This window comes from Croceitalea sp. W27 (assembly GCF_055693185.1).
Genome location: NZ_CM146327.1, coordinates 1,369,471 through 1,389,328, shown reverse-complemented (window position 1 = coordinate 1,389,328; position 19,858 = coordinate 1,369,471). Strand labels below are relative to the sequence as shown.

The window sequence follows — 19,858 nt, the reverse complement described above, 5'->3', positions numbered from 1 at the left end:
ATTATGAAAAAGATAATCAAAAACTTAATGTGTCTAGGGCTTTTTAGCATGGCTCTAATTTTTAACTCTTGTCAAGAAGAGTTCGAAGAAGTAAATGGCGGCAGCGACCAAGAAACTATAACAGCAAGTTCTACGACAGCAAGCTTGATAAAGAACACTTCTACAAAAGATGGTTCTTTTGATAACATTGTTGATGGGGCAAGTTGTTTTGCAATTAACTTTCCTTACACTGTTGAGGTAGCTGGTATTCAAATTACCATTGATTCCATTGAAGACCTTCATTTAATCGAAGAAATTTTTGATGAATTCGATGATGATGAAGATATTTTAGAAATAATCTTCCCTGTTACAATTACACTGGGTGATTTTACGGAAATCACTATCGAAAACAAAGAAGCACTTCGTGAGTTAATCGCAGAGTGTACAGAAGGCGATGATGATGATATCGAATGTATCGATTTTGTTTATCCTATTACCCTTTTCACTTTTGATGTTAATGAACAGCAGACAGGTTCAGTTACTATTAACAGTGATAAAGAGTTAAGAAGATTCTTTGAAGGTCTTGAAGATGATGACCTAGTAAGTATTGATTTCCCCATCACATTAAAAAAGTTTGATGGTACCGAGGTTATGGTAAGTAACAATGCTGAACTGGCTGCGGCTTTAGATGCAGCTAAAGACGAATGCGATGAAGATGATGACAATGATTATAATGATGACGACTTTAGTGAAGAAAGATTAGACGCTTACTTGGTAGAATGTCCTTGGTTGGTTCGTGAACTAAAAAGAGATGGTACAGATCAAACAAATCAATATTTCGAGTACCTAATGAACTTTACCGAAGATGGTGCAGTTACTGTTAGAGATAGAGAAGGTAATATGCTAACTGGCGAGTGGGAAACAAGTATTTCTGACCATGGAGTTGTATTGGATTTAGAGTTTGAGGTTCTTGTTGACTTTAACTTACAATGGTTGGTCTATGAGGTAGGCGAAGGTAGAATAAAACTTTTTGGAGATGATAACAACAAAATCATTCTTAAGCAATATTGTGAAAATGACACCAATGGTGAGGACCCAAACACCCTTAGAGAGATTTTAAAAGAGTGTGAGTGGATTATTAAAAGAGTGAAGAATGAAGGTGTAGAAATTGATAGACTTTTAGGTTACGAATTTAAATTTATGGCTGAAGGTGTTGTAACCTTAAGTAATGGAATAATGGTTTCAGAGGGTACTTGGGAAGTTGGTCTAAATGCCGAAATGAAACTTGCCTTACTGATAAGCTTTGGTGACGAGCAAGCCGTTAATTTCAACTGGCCGTTACGAGAACTTACCAATGAAAGATTAAAGTTCGAAGTTGATGGTACTGATTACGAATTGGTCTTGCAACGAGTTTGTGATGACAATGCTGGTGATGCCGATGTTTCGGAAATTAGAAATATCATGTTGGGTGGTCAATGGAATGTGGCGCTATATAGCGAAGGCGCAGTTGATATGACCGCAGCATATAACGGAGTTGATTTTAGCTTCTCTAACATGCACCAAGTGGAATTATCTGTAAATGATGATCCTTTCTTGACGGGGCTTTGGAGAGTTATAAGGAACAAAGACCAAGAGTTGAAGTTTTACTTGAATTTTGATGAAGATGGTATCTACGGTGACCTTACAGATGATTGGGATATTATTGAAGTATCGTCTGATAGAATAGAACTAATGAGCGTGAGTGGTGGAGATGGTTCTGAAGACTTTTTAGTATTCGAAAAAAGAGTTTAAGTTTTTTGCCCCACATCAATTTAAAAAGGACGACTTGAAAAAGTCGTCCTTTTTCTTTTTGCAAAAATTCAACCTAGACTTTGGCTATCAGTAATCCAAGAGTTATTCTTAAATTTGTGCTTCTTCAAAAAAATGATGTAAGCGCATGTTCGATAATTTAAGCGAGAAACTAGATAAGGCATTACACGTACTTAAAGGGCGTGGTCAAATCACTGAAATTAACGTGGCGGAGACCATGAAAGAAGTCCGCAGGGCTTTATTGGATGCCGATGTTAATTTTAAGATTGCAAAAGAATTTACAAATACCGTAAAAGAAAAAGCCTTAGGTCAAAATGTTTTGACCAATCTACAACCTGGCCAGTTAATGGTTAAAATCGTTAAAGACGAATTAACCACCTTAATGGGTGGTGACGCTGAAGAGTTAAATTTAACGGGTAGCCCTTCGGTGATTCTAATGTCTGGTTTACAAGGTTCGGGTAAAACCACTTTTTCTGGTAAACTGGCCAATTATCTTAAGAATAAGAAGACTAAAAAACCGCTTTTGGTAGCTTGTGACGTGTATCGTCCTGCGGCAATTGATCAGTTACATGTTGTTGGTGAGCAAATAGGTGTAGAAGTATTCTCTGACCGTGATAATAATGACCCTATTGCCATTGCAAAAGCGGGTGTTAAACATGCCAAAGAAAACGGTTGTAATGTTGTTATCATAGATACCGCAGGTCGTTTGGCCGTTGATGAAGCAATGATGGATGAGATTTCAAACATCCATAAGGCCATCAACCCTCAAGAAACCCTTTTTGTTGTAGACTCCATGACGGGGCAAGATGCTGTTAATACAGCAAAAGCTTTTAATGATATATTGAATTTTGATGGCGTTATTTTAACCAAATTAGATGGTGACACTCGAGGTGGTGCTGCAATATCCATAAAATCTGTAGTCGACAAGCCTATAAAGTTTATCGGTACCGGTGAAAAAATGGAAGCGATAGACGTTTTCTATCCTTCACGTATGGCCGACCGTATTTTAGGTATGGGTGATGTGGTATCACTGGTTGAACGCGCACAAGAACAGTTCGATGAAGAACAGGCGCGTAAGATCCAAAAGAAAATTGCAAAGAACCGTTTTGGTTTTGACGATTTTTTAAGCCAGATCCAGCAAATCAAGAAAATGGGGAACATGAAGGACCTTATGGGAATGATTCCTGGTGCTGGAAAAGCGCTAAAAGGCCTTGATATCGATGATGATGCATTTAAACATATCGAAGCTATAATCCACTCAATGACCCCAGATGAGCGTTCAAATCCCTCAAAATTAAATTCAAGTAGAAAGAAACGTATAGCTGCGGGCAGTGGTAGAACCATACAAGATGTAAATCAGCTTCTGAAACAATTTGAGCAGATGAGTAAAATGATGAAGATGATGCAAGGTGGTGGCGGTAAAAAAATGATGCAGATGATGCAGAATATGCGTTGATTTGTTAGTAGTTAGTAGTTAGTAGTTAGTAGTAAGGAAAAACTATAAAAATTAAAATGGAGATTCTTGACGGTAAAAAAGTATCGAACGATATCAAAAATGAAATTGCGGCCGAGGTTGCAAAAATGAAGGCGAATGGTGAAAAAGTACCACATTTAGCCGCGATAATAGTGGGTAATGATGGGGCTAGCTTAACCTATGTCGGCAGCAAAGTAAGGTCGTGCGAGCGTATCGGGTTTGAATCTACTTTGATTAAGATGCCCAGCACTACTTCAGAGCAAGAATTACTGAAAAAAATCGATGAGCTTAATAAGGATGAAAACATAGACGGTTTTATTGTTCAGCTTCCTTTACCGGAACAAATAGATACGCAAGAAGTAATCATGGCCATTCACCCTGATAAAGATGTAGATGGATTTCACCCTGCCAATTTTGGAAAAATGGCATTGGATATGAGCACCTTTATCCCTGCGACCCCATTTGGTATTTTAGAACTTTTAGAGCGTTATAATGTTGATACCAAAGGAAAGCATACCGTAGTTATCGGTAGAAGTCATATTGTAGGTCGACCTATGAGTATTTTGATGGGGCGTAAGGGTTGGCCCGGTAATTCTACGGTTACCTTAACTCACAGTCATACGAAAAACATTACACAAATTATATCACAAGCGGACATTGTTATTTCTGCGTTGGGAGTGCCTAATTTCTTAAAGGCAGAAATGGTTAAAGATGATGCGGTTGTTATAGATGTAGGTATTACTCGCGTGCCTGATGAGACCTGTGAACGAGGATACTACATTACAGGTGATGTTGATTTTGAAAATGTGAGCAAGAAAGCTTCTTACATTACTCCAGTTCCTGGCGGCGTTGGACCAATGACCATTGCCATGTTACTTAAAAACACCTTGTTGGCCAGAGAGCGCCATAGAATGCGCAGGTAAATCAATTGATTTTGTTTGGCGGTAGAAACAGTATTATAATTAGTATCTTTTAGTACTAATTTCAACCAGCCATGAAAACCCGTTTTTTACTCGTATTTCTCTGTATAGCGTTATTAAGTTCTTGTGATACCGCCGAGATAAATAACAATCTTATAGATGTTTCTTTTGCCGAAAGTGCAAGTGATAAGGCCTTAGATGGCCGTCTTTTATTGATGCTTTCCACAAATAATGAGAAAGAACCTCGTTTTCAGATAAATTCAGGGTTAACAACACAGCTTATTTTTGGGGTTGATGTCGAAAATATGAAAGCAGGTGATGAAATCAGTTTCGATGATTCCGTATTCGGATTTCCATATGCTAGTTTAAGAGATGTCCCGCAGGGCGAATACTATGTTCAGGCTTTATTACATACGTATGAAACTTTTAATCTTGAAACCGGGCACACGGTAAAATTACCGATGGATAATGGTGAAGGCCAACAATGGAACCGCTCTCCAGGAAACGTGTACAATGAACCATTTAAAATTACGATTGGTGATAATGGAATTCAAGACTTAAAGATATCCATGGATAAGGTAATTCCGCCTATTGAAGAGGCAGAGGATACCAAGTGGATTAAGCACATTAAAATAAAATCTGAAAAGCTTTCGAAGTTTTGGGGTCGAGATATGTATTTAGGGGCGCATATTTTATTACCAAAAGGTTTTGATGAAAATCCTGAGGCGAAATACCCGCTAATGGTTTTTCAGGGTCATTTTCCTTCTGATTTTGGAGGTTTTAGAACCACCCCGCCGGATCCTGACACAAAACCTGAATTTTCTTCGCGTTTTAATGTTGAAGGATATAACATCATTCAGCAACAAGAAGCCTATGACTTTTATAAGCGGTGGAACGAACCTGATTTTCCGCGTTTTTTGATTATTGAGATTCAGCATCCGACCCCTTATTATGATGATTCATATGCGGTCAATTCTGCCAGTCAGGGGCCTTACGGAGATGCAATCACTTACGAGCTTATTCCGCATATAGAAAAAGAATTTCGAGGCATGGGCGAAGGTTGGTCACGGTTTTTGTATGGTGGTTCTACGGGCGGATGGGAAGCCTTGGCGGTACAGGTAAAATATCCTGAAGAATACAATGGCTGTTTTGCGGCTTGCCCTGACCCAATTGATTTTAGGGCCTATTGTTTGACCAATATCTATGAGGATAAAAACGCATACTACTATGAGAGCGACCATAAAAAATTAGAAGTGCCGGCCCATCGTGATTACCTAGGCCAAATAAGTTCTACGATAAAAGATGAAAACCATTTAGAACTGGTGTTAGGAACAAAATCAAGATCAGGACAACAATGGGATATTTGGGAGGCTACCTATTCTCCGCAGAATAACGAAGGATATCCAGAACGGATATGGGATAAAAAAACCGGTGAAATTAACCCGGAAGTTGCAGCATACTGGAAAGAGAATTTTGACCTGCGACATATTTTAGAACGGGACTGGGATAAGCTTGGAGATAATTTAAAAGGCAAAATTCATATCTATTGCGGAGATATGGATAATTATTACCTGAACAATGCGGTGTATCTCATGGAAGATTTTTTAGAGCAGACCACAGACCCTTACTACGATGGCGAGGTTTTATACGGAGATAGGGCCGAACATTGTTGGAATGGTGATCCAGAACTGCCCAACCATATCACGAGAATGCGGTACAACTCTATGTACGTACCAAAAATCATGAAGCGTATTGCCGAAAGTGCCCCGGCAGGAGCAGACCTAAGAAGTTGGAGGTATCAATAAACATAAATAAACAAGCAAATGAAAGAAATGAAGTTTTCGCTCTATTTACTCATAGTAGCTATGTTAGTGGTTTCCTGTAAAGAAGAAAAGAAAGAAACAAAAAAGGTTGAAAAGCAAGAGGTTGCTGGGAATGATTGGGTGTATCTTTTTGATGGCACCAGTACCGATGGTTGGCGTGGTTACAATGGAAAGACCTTGCCACCGGGATGGGTTGTGGAAGATAGTACGCTTACCTTTAAAACAGATTTAGGACTTGAGCAGGATTATGAGGGTGGAAAAGACATTATTTATGCTGCCGAGGAATTCGACAATTTTGAGCTGTATCTAGAGTGGAAATTGCCCGAGGGCGGTAACAGTGGAATCTTTTACCATGTAAAGGAAGGTTATGACGGCCCACCTGTGGTCTCGCCAGAATATCAATTGATAGATGATGAAAACTATGCCAATATTCATGACTTAACGGGGTATAATTCCCAGTTTGGGTCTGAAAATCCAGAATTACTGCAAGACTGGCAAAAGACTGGGGCGGATTATGCCATGCATGTGGCCGATGAATCTCAAAAAAAGCTAAACCCTGTTGGGGAGTGGAATTCTTCAAAGATTGTTTTTACGCCAGAGAAAGTGGAGCATTGGCTCAATGGTAAAAAGTTATTGGAATTTGAACCATGGTCCGAAGATTGGCACAAAAAGAAAAACTCTGGAAAATGGGACAACGCTCCTGATTATGCAAAATTTAAAACTGGTTTTATAGGATTGCAGGATCACGCAAGCCCTATTTGGTTCAAAAACATAAAAATTAAAAGACTATAAAAAACCAACTAAAGATGAAAAAAAGAGAATTCTTAAAAAAGTCCAGTTTATTTGCAGCTTCTACTGCCGTTATTCCTGCAGTGACGTTTTCTTGCAAAGAAAAAGAAAAGAAAACCATATTAAAAGCGAAAGAACGCATACGTACTGCCCATATTGGCGTCGGAAATATGGGTGCTGAGGATTTACGGGATATTTCATCGCATGCTAAAGTTGATGTGGTCGCCTTGTGCGATGTTGATTCCAATAAACTGAAAGAAGCCGCAGAAAAGCATCCTAATGCTAAGTTATATGCCGATTACCGAAAAATGCTTAATGAAATGGCCGATGAGATTGATGCGGTCATTGTTTCTACCCCAGACCATACCCATGCACCCGCTTCTTTAATGGCAATGAATTTAGACAAACCTGTGTATTGCCAAAAACCCTTAACGCACCACGTTTCCGAGGCTAGACAAATGCGAAAATTGGCCAAAGAGAAGAATTTGGTGACGCAGATGGGGATACAGGTACATTCGTTTTATGATTATATGTTGGCAACACTATTAATCCAGTCTGGAATTATTGGTAAAGTGCATACCGTTCATGCCTGGTCGCCTAAAAATTGGGGATATGATGGCCCCGCTCCAGAAGGGAATGACCCTGTTCCAGAAAATCTGGATTGGAACCTTTGGTTAGGCACTTCGGCAGAACGTCCGTATAAGAATGATATTTACCACCCTGGTAATTGGCGAAAATTAGTGGACTATGGTTGTGGTACTTTAGGGGATATGGGGGTTCATATTTTTGACACGCCCTACAATGCCTTGGCATTGGATGTACCTAAGACCATAACCAATAATTGTAGGGAACCCAATGGATTTGGTTTCCCCGAAAATAATGTGGTAACATACCAATTTCCGGGCACCAAATATACCACGGATGAATTTAAATGGATTTGGTATGATGGCCCTGGGGCGCCAGAAAACCATGAAGATTTGGTGTTGCCCAATGCAGTCGCAAGTGCAGAAAGTAGCCCCCAAGAAGATGAATCCATGGAAGATAAAATAGCCTTGGACGCTAAAGTTGCAGAAGAAGGAAAACTACCGGAACAAGGCGCCATGTTTGTGGGTGAAAAAGGGCGCTTGTTATTGCCCCATTTTATGCAATTGCCTATGAAAATTGTTGATGGAGAATATGTGGATATCTCAGCAGAAATCGCAGCTGTTGAAAAGGCTAATAATATGGGGGCACCTAACCGTGATTATGCTTCTGAAGGGCCTAAGCACTATCACCAGTTTATAGATGCCTGTTTAGGAAAAGATGAGGTTACCGCTCCGTTTTCGTATGCCGCTCGGTTAACGGAAACCATTCTCTTAGGGGTCATTGCAGGGCGTTTTCCTAACAAAACCTTGCATTGGAATAACGAAACTGCACAGTTTGATGAAGAGGAGGCAAACCAATATTTAGACGCGCCATATCGTGAGTTTTAATTTTTTGTCATTCCTGTGAAGGCAGGAATCTATATGCTAAAGCTTAATTAAATTAGGTGCTTTGATAAAAGGGGGTCATACATATAAATTTTGTAACCAATCATAAATGAACATGATTTTAGAAATAGGAGTAAATTCGAAAAAAGTTATCCCTTATTTACTTGATGCTATCCTTGAAATCGGGGTTGGAATTACACTCTCGATTTTGAGCAAGGGAAATTCCACACTATTCTGGTTGGGGTTGTTTTTGATTTTATTAGGTGTTGTTCAATTGATGCGAAAAATAAAGACCTTCCATCTGTCAAAATCCCACTTATTAATCAAAAGACCATTTATGCCTTTCAAGTTTGCAGAAGTCAGTTTTGAAATCAAAAAAATCAAAAAAATAGAATTTAAAAGACTAATCCGAGTTGGACCTTACCTTCGGATTATTGGAAAAATAGATGGAAAAGATGGAGGTTTTATGCTTGCAATGAACAAAAAGACTATCGATAACTTTGAGAGAGAACTAAGATTTTTAGATATTCACGTTACTAGACATAAAATCTGAGGTTAAGTTTTATTATGAAAAAAATACGCCTGATATTATTTGGAATAGTAATAATGACTTCTTTGCAATCATGTTTACAATACAGACCAAAGTCCCAGTCAAATCCAACGGATGAAGTTAAACTTCCTGATGGAACTTTTTGGGTAAAATCGATAAATAAAAACGGAGTTTGGGTTGAAGTTGAGCTTCGTACACAATCACAAGAACAATGCTACTCTCTCCCTATTTGATGGAGTTACAAAGGAGTTTATCGAAAGAAAAAAATTCATCTTGGTTTGTGAAAGTGATTCTTCTGAATTTATTTGGATTGAAGATTTGAAGGAGCAGATTACAGTCTTTGACAATGGTGTTTTTCGATTTGACTCAGATAAGTGCTGGTTACAATAAACGCAGTCAATATTGTCTATAATTCCTTATTTTTTTTGAGCCACACCAAAAAAGTATAAAACAACAAAGATTTATCTAGCAAACAACTACCACATATCCTTAAAGTTTTAAACTCTAACGCCGCGGCGCACATACCTCTCAGAAATTAATAGCAATACTATATACTGGTCATTTATCGGTCAATATTTGCATTTTTATTCTGCTGGTTTTAGCATCTTTAAATACTAAAAATCAGTATTCTACGTTACTATTTTTCTATTACAAAAACTATTTAAGCCTCTATTAATAGGCTAGAGATTAAACCTTTTAAGGTAGGTTTAGTCTAACTTTAAAAATACCCAAATCAATATGACTAAGCCGATTTATTTTTCAATTCTATTTTTATGTGCCTTTTTATTCTTTTCCTGTAGTTCAGATGGAGATCAAGATGAATTTGTAGTAATCGAGGAAGCTGCATTAAATTTACCCGCAGATTCATTTGATTATGTAAGTTTAAATCTACCAGCTCATTTTACAACAAATGTAGCTGGGCAGCCTTTGCCAACCTCTATTTCTGGTTTAGATAATACGCCAACCGATAACCCAATTACTAATGAAGGTGCTACCCTTGGGAGAGTACTTTTTTATGATAAAAAATTAAGTGCTAATGGTACTATTGCCTGTGCTTCTTGCCATATACAGGATAAAGGTTTTTCAGATGATGAAATATTAAGTATTGGTTTCGATGGAGGATTAACAGGCAGACATTCTATGACGCTAATTAATTCAAGGTTTTACCAAAGGGGTCGTTTCTTTTGGGATGAAAGAGCAAGTACGCTAGAAGAACAGGTGCTAATGCCTTTTCAGGATCCTGTAGAGATGGGAATGACATTGGAGGAGGTCGTAAGCACTGTAGCGTCACAAGAATATTATCCTGAGTTATTTGAAAGTGCATTTGGCTCACAAGAAGTGAGTAGTGAAAACATATCGAAAGCATTGGCTCAATTTGTAAGGAGTATTGTTAGCTATTCAAGTAAATATGATGAAGGCCGAGCATCGGCAGCTTCGCCAGGTGCCAATTTCGCCAATTTCACGGATGAGGAAAATTTAGGCAAAAATTTGTTCTTTCAAACCATTCCTAATGGTGGTGGTGCTTGTTTTGGTTGCCATACAACAGAAGCTTTTGTTAGTGCCAACCCAGGGCCACAAAATAATGGACTTGATATAGCTTCCGTTACCGATTTGGGTGCAGGTGATGTATTCACGAATTCTATTTTTGTTGGTCGCTTTAAGACCACAAGTTTGAGAAATATTGAGTTAACGGCACCGTATATGCACGACGGGAGATTTGGCAGTTTAGAAGAAGTAGTTGAGCATTATAATAGTGGTATTCAAAACCACCCAACGCTTTCACCAGCTTTAATAGATGACAACGGCAATCCTGTTCGGTTAAATTTTACGGAAGCGGAAAAAGCCGCTTTAGTGGCATTCTTAAAAACACTAACAGATGATAGTGTTAGCAGTGAGGCTAAATGGAGCGACCCTTTTAATTAACCTGAGGTCGATATAAAACCTTAACCTTTGTGCTCGAAATAACAACGAAAACAGGCATTGTCACTTCGAACGCAGTCAAGAAGTCTTTAAAATATATCCTTCAAGTAGATCTCGACTCCGCTCGACCTGACAGTCAATCATAAAAAATGGAAGATCATGTTGATATAGATTATCTTGAATCGAACTCGAGTTAATCAAGAAAACTAGCTTAACTACCTATAGCTTTCTAAGAAGGAATACTATTTAGCAAACAGCTGCCCCATATCCTTAAAAGCCTTAAACTCTAAGGCATTGCCTGCGGGGTCTAAAAAGAACATGGTGGCTTGTTCGCCAACTTCACCTTTAAATCGAACATAGGGCTCAATTACAAAATCCACCCCTTTAGCTTTCAATTCTGTAGAAAAAGATTCAAAAGTATCCCAAGGCAATACAACACCATAATGCGGAACGGGTACATTTTTACCATCAACGGGGTTGGTATGTAATTCTTCTTCTTTATTCCTGATAGCTATCGGGATTGGTTTGTAATGGATGACCAATTGATGCCCAAAAAAATTAAAATCTACCCAAAGGTCACTACTACGGCCTTCTTTACAATTCAGAATTTCGCGATAAAAGGTTCTGCATTCCGCAAGGTTATGTACCGGAATTGCAATATGGAAGGGAGTTACCGTTGTTGTCATTTGTGGTCGATTAAATACACTATAAAAGTAACGATTTGGTCAAGATTGTAGAAATTCAATAATTTGGGTATTAACTTCTTCTTGGTGCATAGAGTGACCAAACCCTGTTGTGGTAATTAATTTACTGCCTTTCCAACTTTTATGAACTTCAACGGAGGCTTCATAGGGAACTTGCAAGTCTTTTGTATCGTGTATAAGTAATCCTTCTTTAGTATTGTTTGCAACAAAGATTCTGCTTGAAAATTCATGAAAATTAAACCCTAACCATTCTTTTAACCTTTGGTTCATAGCATCTCTGACCTTGTTATTAAATTTTAAGAGGTGTTGATAATGGTCCATAAATTGTGAAAACTCTGCCGGAGCACCAATAGTTATGATTTTTTTTACGGAAGAATGTTGATTTACGTAATGATCATAAAGCGTGGTCATGCCTCCAACGGAATGCGCAATAACGTGTGTTGGTTTATGTTTGTCCATTACAAATCGTGACGATTTTGAATACAGCGGTACGTGCAATCTATTTCCGGAGGAATAGCCGTGTGCAGGAGCATCAAAAGCAATAATATTATAGTCTTTTTCCTTTAATTTTTCAATCAGGTTTCTCCATCTAAACGTATTGCTCTCCCAACCATGTATGAGTAATATGGTATCGCCAGTACCGGGCCAATTGTAGGTTTGTATGTTATGTTCTCCAATAGTTTCGAGCGCAAGTTTTGCTTTGTCTAAAAACACCTTTTGATTGGTTCTAATACGACCTTGTCGTATGGTGCAAAAAACATCGAAAGCCTTTATCGCTGTTTGCCTAGGGTTAAAAATAACCATAAGGTTAAAAAGCTTTCCATAAAACAGAGGAATGATTTTAGCGAACAGTTTTTTCATTTGGTTACTTTTTGTAACTTACTCTTTTAAAGAAACTAAAATTACATATTCCTTTGTTAAGAAAAAAGGGGGTTCTATGTAGCAACTAAGTATGTTTATGGAAACTATTGCTGAAAATCAGAGAGTTAAGACCGTAAAAAAAATCGAAAAAATGTTTGGGCATATCGATTATAAGAACCCGCCCGAGTTGTGCCCGGTAAGAGATGTGATGTCGGTAGCTTCTGATCAATGGAGTACTCTAATAATATTGTGGTTGGGCTATTTTGAAACCCTTCGTTTTAATAAGTTGAAGAAATATGTTTATGGTATATCTAACAAAGTGCTAAGTCAACGCTTGAAGGTCTTGGAGGCCGATGGCTATATTTCTAGAAAAGCGTTCCCAGAAGTGCCGATTCGTGTTGAATATGCATTAACGGAATTTGGGCAATCTTATGTGGAACGACTATTGGAACTAACCGAATGGATGCAACAAAACAGCCCAAAAGTTTTGGCTAATAGAGAGAAATACGGAATAGTTTAATACTCATTCTCTTTTTCCATTGGTACAATCAATTTTCCAAAAAGGAAATGCTACACTTTCTGTCTTATCGACCCATTCCCCAATCCATTTAAATCCTTTTTCATTAATATTCGAGAATGTCAACCTAGAATAGCCTTCGGTACCGTTTGGTGCTTTTTGATCTTTGTACAGTACAATTGCACCTTCTTTGGTTTTACCTCCTTTCCAGGTTCCTAAGGTTGAGGTTGGCGCTGCAGCACTGTAATAATGCACATACCATTTCGTACTATCGGCTATGAATTGTCTTATGCTGCCAGAATGCCTGCCGTCTGCTTTAAGGGTTTCATCTTGAATAGCCATACCATTCATTATATATTTAAATCGCCATTTCATGGGTATGGGCTCTGCCCATGTTTGGTCTTGCTTTCGAGATTGTGATTTACAATCGCATTCGCCAATTAAGGGGGCATAATCAAGCAGCTCTTTTGGAGCTTCAGGGTTTGGCGCGCCAAAGGGATTTTCAGGTGACGGTTCGTAGTCATATTGTGCTAAAGAAAATAAGGGAATACTTAGTGCTAACAAAAGATAATTCGTTTTCATTTTTGGACAGGTTTACATACAAATTATCAAAAATGAAACTAGGGTAGCACCGGATTAATAAGAAATTAACATAGATTTATTGCTCTCTGTTAACGGTTGTTATATCAAATGCAGGGGTGCAAATGGCTAAATATTCACATTCTTCGTTAAACGGATTGGAGTATTGAACTCTTGTGTTTTTATGAATTTTAATCGATTCCCCAGCATTTAAAATCACTTTTTCACCATTAATCAGAAATTGTTTTTTGCCGGATATCACAAAGGTGAATTCGTCAAATTCTGGGGTTTGAAATGGTTCGCTCCACCCCGGTGGGGCTTTCATATGTGCAATACTTATAGCACCGTTTCCATCTGTGGCTTTACCAAAATGTTCAGCGATATGTTTGCCATCATCAGTGGGTACAACAAAAGGTTCTTTTTGAATTGTATAGTTTGCACTCAATAAGGCTTGATTTTTAATTCCACCCAATCATGAGATATTTCACCTTAGCCTCTGCAGGAATTTGAACTTCTTCAATAGTATTGCTGCCAAATCTAAGATTGGCTGGTAATTCTTGTTTGTCAATGGTAAAATACATATCGCTTTCTTTTACAAAAACTACCACGCTGTTTAGGGTGGTGACGATTTTTTTTACGGTATAATTATCTTGAATGTCCTTAAAAGTGCTATTTAGACCTATACCATTTTCGGTCGTAAAACGTGAATCAAAAACACGAATATTCTCTATTACCGGAATACTGTCATCGCTAGGGGTTAAGGTCAAAAGGTGTTTTCCGCCCTTTTCAAAAACCTTTACTTTTTGATAAGCAGGGCCAAGTTTAGAATTGAAAGTGTCTTTGACGATCGAATCGTCTGCATAGATAAGCTCTAAATCACGCGCTAGACTAATTTTGTCAAGTTTTCCTATGCTATTTTCGGTAATTAAATATGTGGTGTCTTTTTCTTCACAAGATAATAGTAATGTGGTACAAAGACCAAGTAACAAAGTTATTTTCTTCATTTGATTTTTGTTTATGTTGGGGTAAATTACCGAATCACTTTTTTCATTACACCGAGCACGCCTCTAATAAAAGTTGCACTGGTCAGTACCTTTACAATCGGGTTCATACGAGTACTCTTTCTGCGAGATGAGGTTCTTCTCGCAGCGGGTTTAGCCTTTTCTTTTTCGGCTTCTTTTTCTGCCTTTTCTATTTTTTCATTGAGAATCTCATAGGCACTTTCCCTGTCAATTTCGTCATTGTATTTCTTTACAAGTTTTGAAGACGTAATAACGGATTTTAATTCAGAATCGGTAAGTACATCCATTCTACTCATTGGTGCCCTGAGCATTGTGGCTGCCAAAGGTGTTGGTCGGCCTTTTTCATCAAGCGCAGAAATCAAAGCTTCCCCAATACCCAAAGATGTCAAAATCTCTTTGGTATCATAAAATTCAGAGTCCGGATAATTTTCGGCGGTCAATTTAATGGCCTTTCTATCTTTTGCAGTGAATGCCCTAAGTGCGTGTTGTACTTTTAAACCTAATTGTGACAATACTGCATCTGGAACATCAGTAGGGTTTTGTGTAACAAAATAAAGCCCAATGCCTTTAGAACGTATCAATTTTACGATACTCTCAATCTGATCTAATAATGCTTTTGAGGCTTCTTTAAATATTAAATGTGCCTCATCGATGAACAGAATGAGTTCTGGCCTATCACTATCTCCCTGTTCCGGGAAAGTTGCATAGATTTCAGCTAATAGGCTTAGCATAAAGGTGGAGAATAGCTTTGGCTTACCTTGTATGTCGGTTAGTCTAATAATATTGATGTAACCACGTCCATTTTCATCGATTCGTGTTAAATCGTCCACATCAAACGATTTTTCGCCAAAGAATAGGTCCGCACCCTGTTGTTCTAATTCAATGATTTTTCTGAGAATGGTTCCTGTTGAACTGGTAGACATTCTACCATATTCTTTTTGAAATTCTGCTTTGCCCTCTCCAGTGGCATATTGCAGGACCTTTTTAAAATCTTTTAAATCTAAAAGAGGTAGTTTATTGTCATCGCAATATTTAAAAACAACAGCAACGATACCTTCTTGCGTCACGGTCAAATCTAAAATTCTGGAAAGTAAGATTGGGCCAAATTCGGACACAGTTGCCCTAAGGCGTACACCTTCTTGTTCGGATAGCGAAAGTATTTCAACTGGGAAACCCTTAGCATCAAAAGGAAGGCCAATCGCCTCATGACGTTCGTCTATTTTTCGATGCCCAGGACTTGGTTGTGCAATACCACTTAAGTCTCCTTTTAAATCCATTAACAGCACAGGAATGCCTTTGTCTGAAAGATTTTCGGCAATTACTTGAAGTGTTTTGGTCTTTCCGGTACCTGTAGCGCCTGCGATTAGGCCATGCCTATTTAAGGTCTTCAATGGAATTTTAACAAAAGCCTTGTTTACGGTTTCGCCTTCAATCATTCCGGCACCCATAGTAATGAAATCACCCTTGGTGGTATAGCCCTTTTCGATATGTGCAAAGAATTTTTCTTTGTTGCTCATTGCATTCAATTTCCGATAAAAATAGGGTAATTTCGTAGAAGACAAAAAAGATTCAAAGAGTACAACTAAGAGTTAACAAGATGAAAAAATTAAATCAACGGCTACTAATTTGTGTGGGACTGTTATTTTCTACAATGGTAATTGCGCAAGAAAATACTGAGATTATCTTTCACAAACCTGAGAACCCTGCCAGAGCAAAGGCCCCGTTTAGCGAAGTGGTGCAGGCGGGCAACTTATTTTTTCTAGCTGGGCAGATTGGTATGGATAGATCTGTGGGAAAATTGGCCGAAAACGGTATTACAGGAGAAACGGAACAGACTATCAAGAACATACAAGGAGTTTTACAACATCATGGGTTATCGCTTGATAACGTGGTGAAGTGCACGGTAATACTTAGTGATATCAATGACTTTAAGGCTTTTAACGAGGTTTATGTCAAATATTTCACGAAAAAACCGGCAAGAACTACCTATGCAGCTGCTGGTTTAGCGGTAGGGGCAAAAATTGAGATTGATGTGATTGCCGTGAAGTAATACTATCTTTGCAACATGGTTTTACAAGAGGTAATGCATTTGGTGAATAAGGGAGAAATGCTCCCTTTGATGGAGGAGTTTTACACCATACAAGGGGAAGGTTTCCATAAAGGAACTGCCGCGTATTTCGTTCGCATTGGTGGTTGTGATGTGGGCTGTCATTGGTGTGATGTTAAGGAAAGTTGGAATGCAGAAACCCATCCGCCTACCGAGATTTCAAAAATAGTTGCCAATGCAGCTAATTATTCAGATACCATTGTAGTAACAGGAGGTGAGCCATTAACATGGGATATGAAACCGCTAACTGTAGCTCTTAAAGAAAAGGGTTTGAAAACCCATGTTGAAACTTCGGGGGCATATAGGTTAACAGGTGTTTGGGATTGGATTTGTTTGTCTCCTAAGAAAAATAAACTTCCGGTTGGCGAAATTTATAATAAAGCCGATGAATTAAAAGTCATTGTTTATAATAAGCATGACCTGATTTTTGCAGAAGAGCAGGCCGAAAAAGTTGGTGAGAACTGCATTCTCTATCTACAACCAGAATGGAGTGTTCGTGATAAAGTTACTCCCTTGATTGTTGATTACGTAATGAAAAACCCGAAATGGAAGGTTTCTTTACAGACCCATAAGTACCTGAATATTCCTTAACCGTTGGTATTTGGTCTACCGCCATTAGTTTCTAGATCCAACTGACATTCTGCATCTAGATTAGGGGCCGCAGCTGCTCCACGAGACACATTGGCTTCCATTTGTTTTACCAATCCCATACCGTCTAAAGTACACGATGAATGTAAATCTCCCTTAGAGAGTGTTTGAAGAGGTGATTTACCTGCACCTCCAAATTCGAGTTCAGCGCGCATTAAACATGGATCTACGTTACAATGATTATCTGAATCTGCGTCTTCATGGTCGTTCACTGCATCTGTTCCAAGGTTTACTAGGCCCATTAAATGACCAAATTCATGGTTTAGCGTTGCTATTTCAACATCTTCATCTTCAAGAGAGTTAGCTCTATCGGCTAGGGTTTTTACTGTTTTTTCAAAAATAATCATTGAAGTATTTCTGTACACCGCACCTAATGTTACCAGACCTTCATCCAAATCATCACCTTCGGAAGGAGCATCTGCAAAATAGATATAGATACCCAAGGTTCTACCATCATTATAGACTGTTCTATTTTCAATTTCCAAAGGTCCGATATCGTCATTTAAATTAAGACTCTCTTTATTCGGCGAGGGCAGCTCATTGAAAATAAGCTCAATAGTCCCTTTAAAAGTAAATCTCCTTAAAAAATCTTGAAATTGGTCCATCGCTGCTTGGGTGGGTCTAAAACCGGTAACGTAGGCAATCTCTATTTTAAGGTTGTCAAAATTGGTATTTGATAAAATATCATTGGCAGAAGAACCTGTTGCCCGAAAATTGGCTGGGAACAATTGCTGCGGATTTTGAGGCACTTGACTTTGATCATCATCTGGCGTTGGATTATCATCAGAAGCGCTTTTTGAGCATGCTAAAAAGACGATTAGAAATAAAGAAAGAAAGAGTATGACCGATTTTTTCATAGCATTTTATATGTTATAATAGAAAACGTATAAATTCATTTTCTATTATGATTTCACTGTAAGTCTGGCTAAATAGTCGTAATGCTTGCCTACTCTTACAAGTTCGCAATTAAAATTATTAACTTCTGCAGCATTTTTTAAGGTATTGTAATCTAAATATAACCATCCAAAAGGCTCGCTTTTAGCGTTTTTGTATTGCATGGTGAATTCTACTTCGCCATAATAGTCAGAATGTTCCGGAATCCAATATCCTCCATCATTATCTTCCTTATACATGTAAATAATATTACTGGAATCCAATAGAATTTGACCAGAAGTCTTTAATAAAGATTTAAAGTGTTTTAAATACATATCTAAATTTGAAAGCTTTTCAACAATACCTATGCCGTTCATCAATAGTAATAGCGTATCAAATTTTATTCCAGAATAATCAAGAATATTAGAATTAATGGTGTTTTTCACGCCTCTTAATTTACAGGTTTCTATTGCTCCTTCTGATATATCTAGTGCTACCGCGCTAAGTTCTTGGTTTTGAAGGTGCAAACTGTGGCTTCCTGCTCCGCAACCAATATCTAAGATGGTGCCTTTGCACTTTTTTAAGGCTTCTTTTTCTAAAGAAGGCATTTCGGTAAAAGAACGAAAAAGGTAAGGTAATGGAATACAGTCTTCTTCCTCTAAAGAAGAGAATGTTATAATATCTTCCGTATATTCTCCTTTTTGATAATCTAAAAGAGCTTCTCCAAAAATATCCAAATCGTAATTATTCGTATTTTGGGCCAAAGTTCCTTTTTTATTCGATATGAAACCTTACAAAGCTTTATTTTTTCTGTGTGTATTGTTGTTTTCAGTACCAACTATAGGTCAAGAAACTGATTTAATAGCTAAAGTCTCAACGTATCTTGAAAGTAATGGTACCATGAAGCAATATAAACAAGCTTATTTGGAGCTTTTAAACTTGATGGAAAGACAGTTTCCGAAATCGGATAGAAATAACAATGGATGGATATATCTTGAACGTAACGAAATAAAGGCGTTAAAGGAAATTCGTGATATGTTGGTACCTGTTTATATCAAACACTTTTCCACAGAAGATATAGCTAAAATGGAACAATTTTATACCAGTGATGCGGGGGTACAATTGGTAGTGGATAGAACAAAATTGACAAATGCCCAGCAAAATAAAGTCAACGATTTTTTTAATTCAAAAGTGGGCGCCAAAATAAAAGAGAAGCAAGAATTACTTTCTATTGAAATTGCCGCAGTATCGGAATATTGGAGTAAAGATTTATATCAAACTGCTGTTTTACTTTTAAAAGAAGAATGAAAGAAGTTTTAGAGCAGTTGCCAAAAAGGGCAATGGAGAAACATAGCGAAAACAAAAAATTCTTTGTGAAGCTTAAAAAGAAAGCTCCAAAGAATTTGGATTATCTTATGCAAGAGCTGCATGATAAGGAGTTCACCCAGACGGATTGTCTTACTTGTGCGAATTGCTGCAAAACTACCGGACCTTTTTTTACGAACACCGACATTGAACGTATTGCAAAGTTCTTTAGAATGAAAGCAGTAGATTTTATAGATAGATATCTTAGACTTGATGAAGAGAATGACTATGTATTACGGCAGGTGCCTTGTACTTTTTTAGGTGAAGACAATTACTGTACTATTTATGACGTAAGACCTAAGGCTTGCAGAGAATTTCCGCATACGGATAGGAAAAAGTTTCAACAAATAAGTAATTTAACGCTAAAGAATGTTGCTATCTGCCCAGCAGCCTTTAACATTGTTGAGAAGATGAAAGAGCGTATTAAAATATAGTCTCCAAAAACCCGA

The 19,858-nt window shown here is 37.9% G+C and carries 22 protein-coding genes; 14 read left to right on the top strand and 8 right to left on the bottom strand.

All coding sequences use genetic code 11. The annotated features are described in order from the left end of the window. The first annotated feature begins 3 nt into the window (after window positions 1–3). The 9 genes from ACZ1GR_RS06260 (at window position 4) to ACZ1GR_RS06220 (ending at window position 10,736) form a co-directional block, all read left to right on the top strand. Window positions 4–1,770 (top strand): hypothetical protein, encoded by a 1,767-nt coding sequence (locus ACZ1GR_RS06260; RefSeq protein ID WP_472611341.1) that lies wholly within the window; start codon window positions 4–6, stop codon window positions 1,768–1,770. Between the two features lie 145 nt (window positions 1,771–1,915). Next, a complete protein-coding gene (gene ffh / locus ACZ1GR_RS06255; RefSeq protein WP_377768495.1) occupies window positions 1,916–3,244 on the top strand; it encodes a signal recognition particle protein in 1,329 nt (442 codons plus the stop codon). A gap of 56 nt (window positions 3,245–3,300) precedes the next feature. Then, a complete protein-coding gene (locus tag ACZ1GR_RS06250) occupies window positions 3,301–4,185 on the top strand; it encodes a bifunctional 5,10-methylenetetrahydrofolate dehydrogenase/5,10-methenyltetrahydrofolate cyclohydrolase (protein ID WP_472611340.1) in 885 nt (294 codons plus the stop codon). Between the two features lie 71 nt (window positions 4,186–4,256). Continuing rightward, window positions 4,257–5,987, top strand: a complete 1,731-nt coding sequence (locus ACZ1GR_RS06245; RefSeq protein WP_472611339.1) for an alpha/beta hydrolase-fold protein — start codon at window positions 4,257–4,259, stop codon at window positions 5,985–5,987. Between the two features lie 27 nt (window positions 5,988–6,014). Continuing rightward, entirely contained in the window at window positions 6,015–6,797 is a 783-nt protein-coding gene (locus ACZ1GR_RS06240; RefSeq protein ID WP_472611799.1) for a 3-keto-disaccharide hydrolase, read from the top strand. A 14-nt stretch (window positions 6,798–6,811) separates the two neighbouring features. Beyond that, entirely contained in the window at window positions 6,812–8,266 is a 1,455-nt protein-coding gene (locus ACZ1GR_RS06235; protein ID WP_472611338.1) for a Gfo/Idh/MocA family protein, read from the top strand. Between the two features lie 112 nt (window positions 8,267–8,378). Then, entirely contained in the window at window positions 8,379–8,816 is a 438-nt protein-coding gene (locus tag ACZ1GR_RS06230) for a hypothetical protein (protein ID WP_472611337.1), read from the top strand. Window positions 8,817–8,990: 174 nt separating this feature from the next. Next, window positions 8,991–9,203, top strand: a complete 213-nt coding sequence (locus tag ACZ1GR_RS06225; RefSeq protein WP_472611336.1) for a hypothetical protein — start codon at window positions 8,991–8,993, stop codon at window positions 9,201–9,203. A gap of 348 nt (window positions 9,204–9,551) precedes the next feature. Then, window positions 9,552–10,736: a cytochrome-c peroxidase gene (locus tag ACZ1GR_RS06220; protein ID WP_472611335.1), complete on the top strand. Its 1,185-nt coding sequence runs from the start codon at window positions 9,552–9,554 to the stop codon at window positions 10,734–10,736. Window positions 10,737–10,975: 239 nt separating this feature from the next. Here ACZ1GR_RS06220 and ACZ1GR_RS06215 read toward each other — a convergent pair whose 3' ends face one another. Both ACZ1GR_RS06215 and ACZ1GR_RS06210 read right to left on the bottom strand, forming a co-directional pair. Beyond that, entirely contained in the window at window positions 10,976–11,419 is a 444-nt protein-coding gene (locus ACZ1GR_RS06215) for a VOC family protein (RefSeq protein ID WP_472611334.1), read from the bottom strand. A gap of 39 nt (window positions 11,420–11,458) precedes the next feature. Further along, window positions 11,459–12,298, bottom strand: a complete 840-nt coding sequence (locus ACZ1GR_RS06210) for an alpha/beta fold hydrolase (protein WP_472611333.1) — start codon at window positions 12,296–12,298, stop codon at window positions 11,459–11,461. Between the two features lie 97 nt (window positions 12,299–12,395). Here ACZ1GR_RS06210 and ACZ1GR_RS06205 point away from each other — a divergent pair, with 97 nt between their 5' ends. Continuing rightward, a complete protein-coding gene (locus ACZ1GR_RS06205) occupies window positions 12,396–12,818 on the top strand; it encodes a winged helix-turn-helix transcriptional regulator (RefSeq protein WP_472611332.1) in 423 nt (140 codons plus the stop codon). Between the two features lie 3 nt (window positions 12,819–12,821). On the opposite strand, the gene ACZ1GR_RS06200 is transcribed toward ACZ1GR_RS06205, so the two are convergent. From ACZ1GR_RS06200 to ACZ1GR_RS06185, 4 genes are all read right to left on the bottom strand, one after another. Next, entirely contained in the window at window positions 12,822–13,397 is a 576-nt protein-coding gene (locus ACZ1GR_RS06200) for a hypothetical protein (protein WP_472611331.1), read from the bottom strand. Window positions 13,398–13,473: 76 nt separating this feature from the next. Continuing rightward, the gene (locus tag ACZ1GR_RS06195; protein ID WP_472611330.1) at window positions 13,474–13,866 is read right to left on the bottom strand and encodes a cupin domain-containing protein; all 393 of its coding nucleotides are present in this window, start codon (window positions 13,864–13,866) and stop codon (window positions 13,474–13,476) included. Continuing rightward, the gene (locus tag ACZ1GR_RS06190; RefSeq protein ID WP_377768483.1) at window positions 13,853–14,398 is read right to left on the bottom strand and encodes a hypothetical protein; all 546 of its coding nucleotides are present in this window, start codon (window positions 14,396–14,398) and stop codon (window positions 13,853–13,855) included. The genes ACZ1GR_RS06195 and ACZ1GR_RS06190 overlap by 14 nt, the downstream gene beginning before the upstream one ends. Before the next feature lie 26 nt (window positions 14,399–14,424). Beyond that, window positions 14,425–15,933 (bottom strand): helicase HerA-like domain-containing protein, encoded by a 1,509-nt coding sequence (locus ACZ1GR_RS06185; protein ID WP_472611329.1) that lies wholly within the window; start codon window positions 15,931–15,933, stop codon window positions 14,425–14,427. A gap of 80 nt (window positions 15,934–16,013) precedes the next feature. Between ACZ1GR_RS06185 and ACZ1GR_RS06180 the strand changes: the two genes are divergently transcribed. After that, a complete protein-coding gene (locus ACZ1GR_RS06180; RefSeq protein WP_472611328.1) occupies window positions 16,014–16,466 on the top strand; it encodes a RidA family protein in 453 nt (150 codons plus the stop codon). Between the two features lie 15 nt (window positions 16,467–16,481). Next, entirely contained in the window at window positions 16,482–17,114 is a 633-nt protein-coding gene (locus tag ACZ1GR_RS06175; RefSeq protein WP_472611327.1) for a 7-carboxy-7-deazaguanine synthase QueE, read from the top strand. Here the strand turns inward: ACZ1GR_RS06175 and ACZ1GR_RS06170 are convergent. Next, entirely contained in the window at window positions 17,111–18,028 is a 918-nt protein-coding gene (locus tag ACZ1GR_RS06170) for a hypothetical protein (RefSeq protein WP_472611326.1), read from the bottom strand. The genes ACZ1GR_RS06175 and ACZ1GR_RS06170 overlap by 4 nt on opposite strands. A gap of 45 nt (window positions 18,029–18,073) precedes the next feature. After that, window positions 18,074–18,808: a class I SAM-dependent methyltransferase gene (locus ACZ1GR_RS06165; RefSeq protein WP_472611325.1), complete on the bottom strand. Its 735-nt coding sequence runs from the start codon at window positions 18,806–18,808 to the stop codon at window positions 18,074–18,076. Between the two features lie 19 nt (window positions 18,809–18,827). Here ACZ1GR_RS06165 and ACZ1GR_RS06160 point away from each other — a divergent pair, with 19 nt between their 5' ends. After that, window positions 18,828–19,352 carry a DUF2059 domain-containing protein gene (locus tag ACZ1GR_RS06160; protein ID WP_472611324.1) on the top strand — a complete coding sequence of 175 codons (525 nt, stop codon included), beginning with the start codon at window positions 18,828–18,830 and terminating at the stop codon, window positions 19,350–19,352. Continuing rightward, window positions 19,349–19,843 (top strand): YkgJ family cysteine cluster protein, encoded by a 495-nt coding sequence (locus tag ACZ1GR_RS06155; RefSeq protein ID WP_472611323.1) that lies wholly within the window; start codon window positions 19,349–19,351, stop codon window positions 19,841–19,843. Before ACZ1GR_RS06160 ends, ACZ1GR_RS06155 begins: the two co-directional genes overlap by 4 nt. Window positions 19,844–19,858 lie beyond the last annotated feature (15 nt).